14 protein-coding genes are annotated in these 11772 nt (G+C 67.9%); 5 read left to right on the forward strand and 9 right to left on the reverse strand.

The genetic code is table 11. From position 1 onward, the window contains the following. Together DRV85_RS11220 and DRV85_RS11225 are read right to left on the reverse strand one after the other, a co-directional pair. Positions 1–840: aminotransferase class III-fold pyridoxal phosphate-dependent enzyme (locus DRV85_RS11220; RefSeq protein WP_113289564.1), on the reverse strand; the 840-nt coding region annotated here is incomplete at its 3' end. An 81-nt stretch (positions 841–921) separates the two neighbouring features. Continuing rightward, positions 922–1653 carry a Crp/Fnr family transcriptional regulator gene (locus DRV85_RS11225; RefSeq protein ID WP_233495481.1) on the reverse strand — a complete coding sequence of 244 codons (732 nt, stop codon included), beginning with the start codon at positions 1651–1653 and terminating at the stop codon, positions 922–924. A gap of 67 nt (positions 1654–1720) precedes the next feature. Here DRV85_RS11225 and DRV85_RS11230 point away from each other — a divergent pair, with 67 nt between their 5' ends. The 5 genes from DRV85_RS11230 (at position 1721) to DRV85_RS19530 (ending at position 5104) form a co-directional block, all read left to right on the forward strand. After that, positions 1721–2137, forward strand: a complete 417-nt coding sequence (locus DRV85_RS11230; RefSeq protein ID WP_147238833.1) for a hypothetical protein — start codon at positions 1721–1723, stop codon at positions 2135–2137. Between the two features lie 84 nt (positions 2138–2221). Further along, positions 2222–2380, forward strand: coding sequence for a DUF1328 domain-containing protein (locus DRV85_RS11235; RefSeq protein WP_113289567.1), 159 nt, complete (start codon positions 2222–2224; stop codon positions 2378–2380). 170 nt (positions 2381–2550) lie between these two features. Continuing rightward, positions 2551–2727 (forward strand): NepR family anti-sigma factor, encoded by a 177-nt coding sequence (locus DRV85_RS19180; RefSeq protein WP_233495482.1) that lies wholly within the window; start codon positions 2551–2553, stop codon positions 2725–2727. After that, positions 2724–3323, forward strand: a complete 600-nt coding sequence (locus DRV85_RS11245) for an RNA polymerase sigma factor (protein ID WP_113289568.1) — start codon at positions 2724–2726, stop codon at positions 3321–3323. Before DRV85_RS19180 ends, DRV85_RS11245 begins: the two co-directional genes overlap by 4 nt. Before the next feature lie 1097 nt (positions 3324–4420). Then, positions 4421–5104, forward strand: coding sequence for a sensor histidine kinase (locus DRV85_RS19530; protein ID WP_275401721.1), 684 nt, complete (start codon positions 4421–4423; stop codon positions 5102–5104). Position 5105: 1 nt separating this feature from the next. Here DRV85_RS19530 and DRV85_RS11255 read toward each other — a convergent pair whose 3' ends face one another. From DRV85_RS11255 to DRV85_RS11285, 7 genes are all read right to left on the reverse strand, one after another. After that, positions 5106–5294, reverse strand: a complete 189-nt coding sequence (locus tag DRV85_RS11255; RefSeq protein WP_113289570.1) for a hypothetical protein — start codon at positions 5292–5294, stop codon at positions 5106–5108. A 51-nt stretch (positions 5295–5345) separates the two neighbouring features. After that, on the reverse strand, positions 5346–5873 hold the full coding sequence (gene idi / locus DRV85_RS11260; RefSeq protein WP_113289571.1) for an isopentenyl-diphosphate Delta-isomerase: 528 nt from the start codon (positions 5871–5873) through the stop codon (positions 5346–5348). Beyond that, positions 5870–7048 carry a geranylgeranyl diphosphate reductase gene (locus DRV85_RS11265; protein WP_199525905.1) on the reverse strand — a complete coding sequence of 393 codons (1179 nt, stop codon included), beginning with the start codon at positions 7046–7048 and terminating at the stop codon, positions 5870–5872. The genes idi and DRV85_RS11265 overlap by 4 nt, the downstream gene beginning before the upstream one ends. A gap of 3 nt (positions 7049–7051) precedes the next feature. Then, complete coding sequence (locus DRV85_RS11270; protein ID WP_113289573.1) at positions 7052–8341, reverse strand: BCD family MFS transporter; 1290 nt, start codon at positions 8339–8341, stop codon at positions 7052–7054. Between the two features lies 1 nt (position 8342). Next, positions 8343–9263, reverse strand: coding sequence for a chlorophyll synthase ChlG (gene chlG / locus DRV85_RS11275; RefSeq protein WP_113289574.1), 921 nt, complete (start codon positions 9261–9263; stop codon positions 8343–8345). 177 nt (positions 9264–9440) lie between these two features. After that, positions 9441–10883, reverse strand: a complete 1443-nt coding sequence (gene ppsR, locus DRV85_RS11280; RefSeq protein WP_233495483.1) for a transcriptional regulator PpsR — start codon at positions 10881–10883, stop codon at positions 9441–9443. Positions 10884–10922: 39 nt separating this feature from the next. Then, positions 10923–11711 (reverse strand): cobalamin B12-binding domain-containing protein, encoded by a 789-nt coding sequence (locus DRV85_RS11285; protein WP_158540148.1) that lies wholly within the window; start codon positions 11709–11711, stop codon positions 10923–10925. Between the last annotated feature and the right edge of the window lie 61 nt (positions 11712–11772).

An 11772-nucleotide genomic window follows, 5' to 3' on the forward strand; every position in this document is an offset into this window, starting at 1 on the left:
CTCCAGCCCGTAATGGGTCGAGCCGAACATGGTGCCGAGCCGGCCGAAGCCGGTCACCACCTCGTCGGCCACCAGGAGGATGTCGTGCTTCTTGAGGATGGGCTGGATCGCCTCCCAGTAGCCTTTGGGCGGCGGCACGATCCCTCCGGTGCCCAGCACCGGCTCGGCCCAGAAGGCGGCGATGGTGTCCGCGCCCTCGCGCTCGATCAGCGCCTCGAGCTCTGCGGCGCAGTGCGCGACGAACTGCTCCTCGCTCATCGAGACGTCGGAGCGGCGGTAGTAGTAGGGCGCCTCGGTGTGCAGCACCTGCACCAATGGCAGGTCGAAGGCCTTGTGGAAAAGCTCCAGCCCGGTGAGCGAGCCGGTCATCAACCCCGAGCCGTGGTAGCCGCGCCAGCGCGAGATGATCTTCTTCTTTTCGGGCCGGCCCAGGATGTTGTTGTAATACCAGATGAGCTTGACGTTGGTCTCGTTGGCGTCCGAGCCCGAGAGCCCGAAATAGACCTTGCTCATGTGATTGGGCGCGCGGTCGAGGATCATCTTGGCCAGCCGGATGCTCGCCTCGGTGCCGTGGCCAACGTAGGCGTGGTAATAAGCCAGTTCGCGCGCCTGTTCGGCGATCGCCTCGGCGATTTCCTGGCGGCCGTAGCCCACGTTGACGCAGTAGAGCCCGGCGAAGGCGTCGAGCAGGCGATTGCCCTCACGATCCTCGATGTGACATCCCTCGCCGCCGCGGATCACGCGCTGGGGCGCGTTGCCGCGGGCGAATTCGGCCAGATGCGTCGAGGGATGCAGAAAGCTCTCGCGGTCCCACTGTTCGAGCAGATCGTTTCGCAGCACGTCCTCTCACCTCGCTCCCGTTGCGGTGCCATAGTCCTGCACGCTTGGCCCGCCCGGTGCAACCGTGGCCCCATGCCGCGGTCAGATGAGCGGGCGCGGGCCGGGCTCGGTGGGCTCGACGCCGCAGGCCTCTGCCAGCCGGTCCGGGTCGGGGATCCGCAGCCGCCCGTCCTCCCAGGTCAGAAGCTGCTCTGCCCGCAGCCGCGCGAGCGTCTTGTTGGTATGCACGAGCGACAGGCCCAGCGCATCGGCGAGGTCCTGCTGGCGGAACGGGAAGGGCACGCCCTCGGTCCTGTGCTCGAGCCCCAGGGCCTGCAGGCGCCGGTAGAGGGTGTGCAGCGCCCAGCCCGTGCGCTCGCGCGCGGGGCGCTGGCCCAGCGAGGTCAGCGCCTCGCCAAGAAACCGCTCTTCCAGCGCGCCGGCCCATGTCAGGTCGAAGGCGCGTTCCGGGAACCGCTTGTAGAGATCCCAGATATCGGAGCGGCGGAAGGCGCAGAGCCGCATCGGCGTCACCGCCTCCACCGAATAGGTCATCTCGGCCATCATGGCGGCCTGAAGGCCCAGGAAATCGCCCGGCAGGGCGAAGTTGAGCACCTGCCGCCGGCCGCTGCCCAGCGCCTTGCTGCGCACCCCCATGCCGCGCAGGACGGTGTAGAGCTGCGGCGCCTTGGCCCCTTCGAGCAGCACGGTGGTGCCGGCCTCGACCTGCATCTCGCCGGTCTTGAAGCGCTGCATGAACCGGAGTTCCTCCGGCGAGAAGTCGCGGAACAGCTCCAGCCGCCTGAGCGGACAGTCCTTGCAATCCGTCGCCAACGTTCTACCCCTCCGCGCTATGTCAAATTTTAATGCCGAGGGCGCACGAGAGTTCCATGATCGCACAATGACAACGGAACCCATAGCCGACCGCCTGCTGATGCCGAACGATCCGGACCAAGCGCGTACGTATCGCGAATACATCGTGTGCTACGCGACCCCGGTGATCGCCGAGGACATCTCGGCCGGCATCTCAGAGTGGGATCCCGACGCGCGCGTCCACCTGTGCAGCGCTCCCGAGGAGGCGCTCGATCTGCTGCGCCGCCGACCGCAGGTTCACGCGCTCATCTCGGCCGAACCACCTGCCGAGCTCGCAAGCTCGGGCCTGCTGCGTACACTGGGCGGCAAGGGCGGCCGGCTCGTCTGGCTCGCCACGCGTGAGGATATCGACACAGCCGAGGTCGACACCTCGGTGATCGCGCTGGACGTGCCCTTCACGACCGCGACGCTGCACGCCGCGCTCAGCAAGCTCGGAGACGGCTGAACCCAGGCGTTGCACGACGATCTCGGAACCACTTGCCCGACGTCGATGTTGCTACGGCATCGTCAAACCGCGCAAGGAGGTCCCATGCTCTACTGGGCCGCCATCTTTCTGGTCATCGCACTGGTCGCCGCGCTTTTCGGCTTCGGCGGCATCGCCTCGGCCTCGGCGGGGATAGCGCAGATCCTCTTCGTCGTCTTTCTGGTGCTTTTCGTGATCACGCTGGTCGTGCAGGTTTTCCGTTAGGTAGAAGGGCGCCGCAGCTGCAGGCTGCACGCGCGCGATGGGAAAATCTTCGCAAGTCCAGGGAACCCGCCGGGGACGCGCGCGTTGGCAGAGGCAACGTTACGTCGTGAAAAGAATAGAGAGGCCAAGACGCAATGCAGGTAACGGATGAACGGGCATCACGCGGAAGGGTGCTGCATGACAAGCCCTCCGACGACAAGACGGACAGCCCGCGCGACGAATCGGATCCCGACTCGCTGATCGACGCCAATCTGCGCCGGGTCTATGACGACCTGGTGGAAGACGAGGTGCCCGAGCGCTTCCGCTCGCTTCTGGAGCAGTTGCGAAGACAGGAGGGCGACAAATGAACGCTTCCGCCCTGCGCAAGACGGCAGCCGCCGAAAGCGGCGGCACCCCGCGGGATCCCAGGGACGAGATCGCGGAGCACCTCAAGCCGATGCGCCTTTTCGCGCTGTCGCTCACCCGCGACATCAACCGTGCGGACGACCTGGTGCAGGACACCGTCGTGAAGGCCTGGACGAATATCGACAAGTTCGAGCCCGGCACCAACATGCGCGCATGGCTCTTCACGATCCTGCGCAACACCTTCTACTCGGACCGCCGCCGCGCCCGGCGCGAGGTGGCCGACGCCGACGGCGCGCTCGCCGGCCGGATCGCCGAGAAGCCGGATCACGACGGTCGCCTCGCCATGGCCGATTTTCGCGCCGCCTTCGAACAGCTTCCTGACGAGCAACGCGAGGTTCTGATCCTCGTCGGCGCGCAGGGCTTTTCCTACGAGGACGCGGCCGAAATGTGCGGCTGCGCCGTGGGCACGGTGAAGAGCCGCGCCAATCGGGGCCGCAAGCGGTTGGCAGAACTGCTGGGCGTCGAAGAGCGCGAGTCGCTCGAGTTGACGGATCAGAGAACCTTGGCAGTCATCGCCGAGAACCCGAGGTCGGGGTGAACCCGGGCGAGCGGACAAGTTCGCTGGATGTCGAAAGGGAAAGCCGCCAGACCGCGGCGAACGGGACAGATCGCAAGCGCCCGCGTTCCCTGCTCACGATCGTCGCGGGTATTCTCACGCTCGCCCTGCTGCCGGTGGGCATCATCGCGGTGTTGCAGACGACAAGGGCGATGCAGGTAGCCGACGCCACCTATCGCGCCGACCGGCTTGCCGAGGCGGTTCGCATAGCCACGCCCGAGCGCGAGGCGATCCTCTCGGCGCTCGGACTGGCATCGGGCCTGGCGGATGCCCTCGCCGTGCTCGAGCCGGGCTCCGAAGACTGCATGAGACTGTTGCAGCAGTCAGCCGAAACGCAGCCGCGCATGTCCTTCATCGGTTTCGTCGAACCCGGCGGCATCTCGCGCTGCAATTCGACCGGCGGGATGGTCGAACTCGAACCGACCGTCCAGGCCGACGCGCTTTTCGCGAACCCGCGAACCGGGCTTTCGTTCGACGCCAGCGGCGAGGTGACCAAGGCGCCCGTGATCATCGTCAGTCAGCCGGTGCGCGCGTCGGACGGTGCGTTGCGCGGCTTCCTGTCGCTCTCGTTTCCCGCACGCATGCTCGAAGAGGCGCGCGACCGCCTCGGTTTCGGCCCGGAGGTGCAGCTGGTCACCTTCCGCGCCAACGGCGACATACTGACGGCGAGCACAGACGGTGCGCTGGTCGAAGACATCTTGCCGGATTTCCTGTCGCTGAGCGAGCTCGTGGGCGGCGGCTCGCAGAGCTTCGCCGCGATGAACCGGGCCGGCGAAGCCCGGCAATTCGCGATCGTCCCGATCGCGCCGGGGCAGGCCTATGCGCTGGCGAGCTGGCCGGCGCGCGGGCCGTTGCCCGGTCAGACCCTGCTCTTCCTCTCGTCTCTGTCTTTCCCGGTGGCCATGTGGCTGGTGAGCCTCGCCGTCGCCATGCTGTCGATGCAGCGACTCGTGCTTCGGCCGATCGGGGCGCTGCGTCGCGCGATGCGCAGCTTCGCCGACCGCCGGCAGATCCCGATCTCGCCAACGCTGCATGACAGTGCCTCGGAGCTCCGTGACATCGAGGGCACCTTCCACCGGATGGCCGAGACGATTACCCGCGACGAGGCGGATCTCGAGAACAAGGTCTACGAGCGCGAGGTGCTCCTGCGCGAGGTGCACCACCGGGTGAAGAACAATCTGCAGCTGATGTCTTCCATCATGAACATGCAGGCACGCCGCGCCACCTCGCCCGAGGTGCGCGCGGCGATCCGCGACCTTCAGGACAGGCTCGCCAGCCTCGCGACCGTGCACGGCAAGCTCTATCAGTCGCCGGACATGGCGCGGGTGCGGGCCGATACGCTGATCGACGATGTCGCACGGCAGCTGGCCGCGCTCGGGAGCAGCGCCCGCACGCCCCTGCGCCTCGACTTCGATCTCGAGCCCGTCACCATGGAGCCGGATCAGGCCGCACCGCTCGCGTTGCTGACGGCAGAAGCCGTCACCAACGCGCTGAAGTACGTGGAACCGGATGAGGAAGGGGCGTGCTGGTTGCGGATTCGCCTCACCCGCGACGAGGCCGCAGAAGATGGCGCCATCGAGCTGACGATCGAGAACAGCATCGCGCCGGGGGCGCAGACAGAAGGGGCATCGGGGCTTGGATCGCTGCTGATCCGCGCCTTCGCCTCGCAACTCGAAGCGAGCCTGCGCCAGACTGTGTCAGACGGTCGTTACGCGGTCATCGTGCGTTTCGCCCCCGCGCCAAGGCAGGGGCGAAACGCATAGATCATTCCGCCGGCGCGGTGTCCGTGGCGTCCGGCGCAGCTTGCGGCTGCTCGGGACGTTCGCCGTCGGTCACGGTGACGGCGAGCGCGAACACCACGATCAGCGCAAAGACGAGAACGGCGCCTATTCCGATCAGGGCGGGACGGTGCCGGCGCTTTTCCCTCTCGAGATTGGTATCGGGTGGCGACATGGGTCTTCCTCCTTTCGGAAGACCAACGCCCGGCATGGCATGCCGGGTCCGTCAGGCCGGCACGCGGCCGAAGATGTCCTCGGCGTGCTGGTCGAGATAGATCCGCAGCCACGGCGTGTAACGCTCCGGGGCGCGTCTGACGTCCGCGTGCAGCGCGGCAAGGGGCATCCACCGAGTCTCCAGCACCTCGTCGGGGTCAGGATCGGGGACGATGCGGTCGGGCGCGCCGGCCGTGAAGATCTCGACGACCTCGTGCTCGATCAGCCCTCCGCCCACATCGGCCCGGTATTCCACCCGCCCGCGATGGACGAGCGGCAGGCCGGTGATCCCGAGTTCCTCGGCCAGCCGCCGGCGCGCGCAGGCCTCGGGCGGCTCGTCCCAGTGCGGATGCGTGCAGCAGGTATTCGCCCAGAGCCCCGGTGTGTGATACTTGCCCAGCGCCCGGCGTTGAAGCAGCACCTCCTCGCCGTGCAGCACGAAAACGGACACCGCCTTGTGCCGCAGGCCGCGGCGATGCGCCTCCAGCTTTTCCACCGGCATCAGCGTGCCGCCCACCCATGCGGGCAACGTCAGCGTCATACGTAGGTCTCCCGCACGAGGCCCGAGAGGTGGGCTAGGTTCTTGAGCCCGATCTTCAGGTGCGCAAGCGGCCGGGCCTTCACCAGTTCCTTGTTCATGTAGGCCTCGAAGGTCAAGCGCTGCACGTCGATGTCGTGGCAGAGCGAGACGAAGCGCTCCCGCCGCGCGTCGGACTTGTAGTAGGCGTCCTGCATCGCGCCGAGGATCTTGAAGACACTCTTGTGCTCGCGCATGAAGAGGTGCCGCGCGAGCTTCAGCTTCGCGACCTGCCCGGTCTCCAGCGTCGCGGCGGCCGCGGCGGCGGCCACGCGTCCCCCGATCATCGCGTAGAAAATCCCCTCGCCCGAGGAGGGCGCGACCACGCCCGCCGCGTCGCCGGCGAGCACCACGTCGCGCCCGTTGTCCCAGCGGTCGAGCGGCTTGAGGGGAATGGGTGCGCCCTCCTTGCGGATGGTCGGACAGTCGGCCAGGCCGCTCGCCACGCGAAGGTCGGCGGTCGCCTTCTTGACATCCACCTCCTTGACCATGCTGCCCATGCCGACGCTCGCCGATTTCCCGTGCGGGAACACCCAGCCGTAGAAGTCGGGCGAAATCGCGCCGTCGTAGACCACGTCGCAGCGCTCGGGGTCATACTCGCCCACCTTGCCGGGCGCCTCGATGATCTCGTGATAGGCAATGACGTAAGGAATCCTGTCGCCCCCGGCGACCTCCTGCCGTGCGACGTTCGAGCGCGCGCCGTCCGCGCCGATGACAAGGCGCGTGGTCAGCCGCCGCGTCTCGCCGCTCTCCTTGTCGCGGAAGAGGACATGGGTGCCCTCCGCGTCGCGCTCGATCTTGGTGAAGGTGCCGCGGTAGCGGTCGGCCCCCGCCGCCTCCGCGCGGTCGCGCAGGAAGGCGTCGAAATGCTCGCGGTCCACCATGCCGACGAAGCCGTTCTCGATCGGGATGTCGACGCGCCGCCCCGTGGGCGAGATCATCCGCGCGGTGGTGATCTTCGCCACCAGCTGGTCCTCGGGAATGTCGAAATCCCGGATCGCACGCGGCGGGATCGCGCCGCCGCAGGGCTTGATCCGCCCCTCGCGGTCGATGAAGGCCACGTTGCGCCCCTCGCGGGCCAGATCCTCGGCTGCGGTGGCGCCGGACGGCCCCCCGCCCACGACGACGACGTCATACATCACTCATTCTCCCGGCATGAGCGCGGCGCGGCGGGGCGCGCGCGCGGTCTCGATCACTTTCAGCGCCATGAGGGCGGCGACGAGGAAGAGCGCCGCCTCGGCAAGGAATACGGTGCCGAAGGCGGCGGCATCGCTCGACGTGAGCGTGCGCATCAGGTCGGCGGCCGCCGCCCCGGTCAGCCCGCCGAAACCGGCGGCGATGGCCTGCGCCGCGCCCCAGAGCCCCATGCGTGTGCCCTCGCGCGCCTCGCGCCCCTGCCCGGCCAGCGCCATCATCGACCCGATCGCGGCGACGGCGAACATCCCGTTGAAGAGGCCCAGCGCCACCACGGCCGGCATCAGCGCCGCGGCCAGCCCCGCGCTGCCCGCCGCGGCGATCGCGCCCAAGCTTGCTGCGGAGCCCAGGCATCCTGCGATCACCCAGGAGCGGAGCGAGCCCAGCCGCAACCCTGTAGCCGCGATGCCCACGACCAGCATGCCGACGAAGACGCCGCCGTTCTGTGCGCCCGACAGCGATGTGGACTCCCCCGGCGTCAGGCCGAAGACGAGGCCAGCGTAGGGCTCCAGGATCAGCTCCTGCATGAAGTAGGCGGTCATCGAGAGGAACACGAAGATCGTGAAGTTGCGCGCGTGGCGCTCGGCCCAGACCTCTTTCAGCCCCTCGACGAACCCTTGCTCGTCATGCGCCGGCTGCGCCTCGACCCCGCGCTCGACACCCCACACCGCGAGGATCGTCAGCAGCACGGCGCCCCCCGCCACGATGGCCACGATCCTGAGCAGGAGCGCGTGGCTGTAGGGATCGAGAAAGGCGCCCACCGTGCCGGCCGTCGCCGCGATGCCGAAGATCATCATCAGCCATGTGATCGTGGCCGCCGCCGCGCGCCGGTGCGGCGCCGTGGCCGTGGCCAGCAGCGCCAGCAGCGAGGTGCCCGAGGCGCCCACGCCAACACCGATGAGCGCATAGGCCGCGATCGAGACGCTCAGGCCCGCCGCGAAGCTCGCTTCCATCAGCGCGACGCCCCAGGCGGCCCCCAGGCCCCCCAGCGCCAGCACGCCCATGCCCCCGACGATAAATATGGTCCGGTTGCCCCCCGCGTCCGACAGGAACCCCCAGTTGGGCCGCGTGATCTGAATCCCGTAATGCAGCGCGACAAGCAGACCGGGGAGCACCGCGGGCAGCGCCAGTTCCACCACCATCAGCCGGTTGAGGGTCGAGGTCGTCAGCACCACGATGGCGCCGAGGCACATCTGCACCAGCCCGAGCCGCGCGATGGAAAGCCACGAGAGCGTCATCTCAGAGGCCCCCCAGCCCGCGCAGCGCGAAGGCCGCGATCATCATGCCCGAGACATACATCGCCACGCCCGTGCCGTTGAACCACGGCGCCTTGGCCTTCGGGTCCCGCATCATCACCCTCGCGGCCCAGAGCTGGCCCGCGATCAGCACGGCGATGGCCAGCGCGTGCCAGGTCTGCCCCCAGCCCGCGAGCAGCGTGAAGACCGCGATCTGAGGCAGGATCATCACCCAGGCGGCCACGCGCGCCGCGCGCTCCGGCCCCAGCGTGACGGGCAGCGAGTTGACCCCCGTCTGCCGGTCGCCCTCCAGCGCCTTGAAATCGTTCAGGGTCATGATGCCATGCGCGCCGATGCCGTAGAGCAGCGCGATGGTCACGATCTCGGGCGAAGGCGCTCCTGCGGACAGCACTGCGGCGCCGGTGAACCACGGCAGCGTCTCGTAGGAGAGGCCTACAAGGCCCGGCCCCGCGATGCCCGACCGCTTCAGCCGCACGGGCTCGGCCGAATAGGCCCAGGCGGCGAGCACGCCGAGGATCGTCGCCCCGAAGCCCCAGGGCCCGAGCTGCCAGCCGACAACCAGCGCAAGGCCCGACATGGCGAGCGCGATCCAGAGCCCCCAGCGTCCCGGCACGCGGCCCGAGGGGATCGGGCGGTCGGGTTCGTTGATCGCGTCAACCTCGCGGTCGCACCAGTCGTTCGCGGCCTGGCTCATCCCGCAGACGATGGGACCGGCCAGCACCATGCCGAGCAGCACGAGCGCCCATGAGTCCAACGGGTTGGCGCCCACCGAGACGATCCCGCAGAGATAGGCCCAGATCGGCGGGAACCAGGTGATCGGCTTCAGAAGCGTCAACACCGCCCGCGGCTCGGGCAGGGCGCGACGCGCATCCACGGAGGGCTGCATGCTTTCCATGACACTCATGGTGTCAAGTAAACTATACACTTTCGAGTCGGTAAAGCCCTTTCTGACAGGCCTCGGCCAGTCAGACGCCGCCTGGCCGCCTCATATGGTCGATGTCTTTTTTACGATGAAGCGAAGGTACCGCGGCCAGCTTATTGCAAGGCAGCCAGACGCCGCCGTCTCTCAGGGACGAACGCCCTATGCGCCCGGCTCGTCGGCGTCGGATCCGCTGTCGAGAAGGCCATACTTGCGGAGCTTCACATAGAGGCTCTGGCGCGACAGGCCGAGCATCTCGGCCGCAGCGACCCGATTGTTGTCGGTCAGGCGCACGGCCGTCTCGATGCAGAGCTTCTCGACCACGTCGGTCGTCGCGCTGACGAGCTCCTTGAGCGAGGCGGTACCCACGAGATCCATGACGTTGGTCATGGCCTCCTCGCTCATGGTCGCGCCCGCCTCGGCGACCGAGATGGCCTGTGTGGCGCTCACCTCGCGGATGACGAAGCCGAAATGCCGGTCGCTGCGGCCGTTGAGCCGCGTGGCCGAGATATCGGCCGTCGCGCGCATGCCCACGACGCTTTCGATCTGCGCCGAATAGCCCTTGAGCCGGCCCGTCCGCTCGAGCTGTTCGAGGATCAGCTTCATGTCCACCGATCCGCGCGCCAGGAAATCGGCAAGCGGCCGCCCCTGCACGTCGCGGAGCTGCGCGGCGTCGGTCAGACGCAGGAACCCCTCGTTCGCCTCACGAATCGTGCCCTTGGCGTCGGTCAGCAGGATGGCGTCGCTCGTGCTGTCGTAGAGTTGAGCGAGCGACCGCTGGAAATCCCGGCCCGCCTGATCCTCGTCCGTGACCGGCAGGATGCGGCACAGCATCGCGACCTCGCCAGAGGCGCGGAAGAACTCGGGGAAGAGGCGAACCTCCGAACTGGTGCGCCGAATCACCGCAGGGACGCCCTGCGCGTCATCGGCGGCGGCAGCGGCTTTCAGCGCCTCGCCGAACTCGCCCTTGCGGCGGCCTTCGAAGCACTGCGCGAAGGCGTTGGCGCTGAGGTTGTCTGTCTTGACGCCCAGCAACTGCATCGCGGCGCGGTTGAGATCGAGCGCGCGGCCCGTGTCGGGTTCCACCATCGCCATCGGCGTCTCGGAGGCGTCGAAGACCACGCGATACCGCGTCTCGACGCCGCGGAAGCGCTCCGCGTCGCGCTCGCGCGCGAGCTGCTCGCGCACCAGGCGCTGCTGGATGTCGGCGAAGGGCTGCATGTCGCGGCCCAGAAGCAGGATTCCATAGTCCTCGCCCGCGTCATGGATCGTGTAGCGGATCGGGAATTCCCAATTCGCGTTGTCGGCGTGGTTGAGCTCCATCGGCCGCACCACGGCCTCCGGGTCCGACAGGACAGTGGCGATCCGGTCCTCGAACTTGGAGCGGCTGTCTTCCGTCAGGAAATTGCGGAAGTCGCGCCCGATCCAGTGATCGAGACACCCAAGATAGGGGCTTTCGGGACTGACGGAGATCCCCAATACCTTGCCGTCGCGATCGATCGCGACGGCGAGATCGGCGAATTGCTCGATGATCCGCTCGATGCGGGAGGGCGCGGGAAGGACGCCGACGCGCACCCGATCCGACATCCTGCCCTGCTTGGTCACGGCGGTCCCTTCGACGTTAGCGCCGCGATGCCCCCTCGCTCACGGCTGACCCTCTATACATAGCGCTTCAGGCTCGGATACAAGCCCGCAGGCGGCAAGAGCGTCCTGACAAGTTGCTGCAATTCGATCTGCGCCGATTGTTTCTGCGAGATTCGGCTCGGATGCAACCAAGGGGCCGCCGATCACGACCGGCGGCACCGAACGCGCCTGCGCACGGATCGAAGCCACATACTCTCGCAGCTCGGGAATCGCCCGGCGCGTCGCGCAGGTCAGCCCCAGCATCGCGAATTCGCGGTCGCTCAGCAGGCGGCCGAGCTCGGCCGCGGAGGGCGCGACGGCAACCTGCACGGAATGGCCGAGCCGGCGGAACTGGTCGGCCGCGATAAACACGCCCAGCGCATGTGCCTCGAATGGCGGGAGCACCAGCAGCACACTGCAGGCCGAGGCCGCATCCGCGCCCCCACGCCCGCGCTCCGCCCTTTCGCGCAGAAGCGTCTGCAGCCGCCCTGTGCCCAGAGTGACCTCGACGAAGGTCGCCTCGTCACGCATCCAGCGCTCTCCCAGCTCCCGCGCCACGGCAGGCAGGTAGATATCGAAGATGTCGTCGCTCCGGATCCCGCTGGAAACCATGGCGGAAATCACGCGGTGGTGGCTCGTCTCCGAATCGGAAACGACGGCGTCGCAAAGGCGCTCGACCCAGTCCCCCGTGACGCTTTGTCGATCGCCCTGCCGGCTGTCGGCGAGAATCTTCAGCGCCGACTCGGCCAGGCTCTGTATGCCGCGCATCCCGCCCTGACCTTCGTTGCAGCTGTCGAGATCGTCTTTCATGCTGCCCTCCGTCCCAAGGCGGGGCTGGCCATCCTGAATCGGCGGATCTGGCCAACCATCG

The sequence above is a fragment of the Rhodosalinus halophilus genome (assembly GCF_003298775.1).
Lineage (GTDB): Bacteria > Pseudomonadota > Alphaproteobacteria > Rhodobacterales > Rhodobacteraceae > Rhodosalinus > Rhodosalinus halophilus.

Bases quoted from the DNA above. Each gene is read 5' to 3' on its own strand.
- DRV85_RS11230 (WP_147238833.1), top strand. From the start codon at position 1,721: ATGACAACGGAACCCATAGCCGACCGCCTGCTGATGCCGAACGATCCG.
- DRV85_RS11235 (WP_113289567.1), top strand. From the start codon at position 2,222: ATGCTCTACTGGGCCGCCATCTTTCTGGTCATCGCACTGGTCGCCGCG.
- DRV85_RS11245 (WP_113289568.1), top strand. From the start codon at position 2,724: ATGAACGCTTCCGCCCTGCGCAAGACGGCAGCCGCCGAAAGCGGCGGC.
- DRV85_RS19530 (WP_275401721.1), top strand. From the start codon at position 4,421: ATGGCCGAGACGATTACCCGCGACGAGGCGGATCTCGAGAACAAGGTC.
- DRV85_RS11255 (WP_113289570.1), bottom strand. From the start codon at position 5,294: ATGTCGCCACCCGATACCAATCTCGAGAGGGAAAAGCGCCGGCACCGT.
- idi (WP_113289571.1), bottom strand. From the start codon at position 5,873: ATGACGCTGACGTTGCCCGCATGGGTGGGCGGCACGCTGATGCCGGTG.
- DRV85_RS11265 (WP_199525905.1), bottom strand. From the start codon at position 7,048: ATGTATGACGTCGTCGTCGTGGGCGGGGGGCCGTCCGGCGCCACCGCA.
- DRV85_RS11270 (WP_113289573.1), bottom strand. From the start codon at position 8,341: ATGACGCTCTCGTGGCTTTCCATCGCGCGGCTCGGGCTGGTGCAGATG.
- chlG (WP_113289574.1), bottom strand. From the start codon at position 9,263: ATGAGTGTCATGGAAAGCATGCAGCCCTCCGTGGATGCGCGTCGCGCC.
- DRV85_RS11285 (WP_158540148.1), bottom strand. From the start codon at position 11,711: ATGAAAGACGATCTCGACAGCTGCAACGAAGGTCAGGGCGGGATGCGC.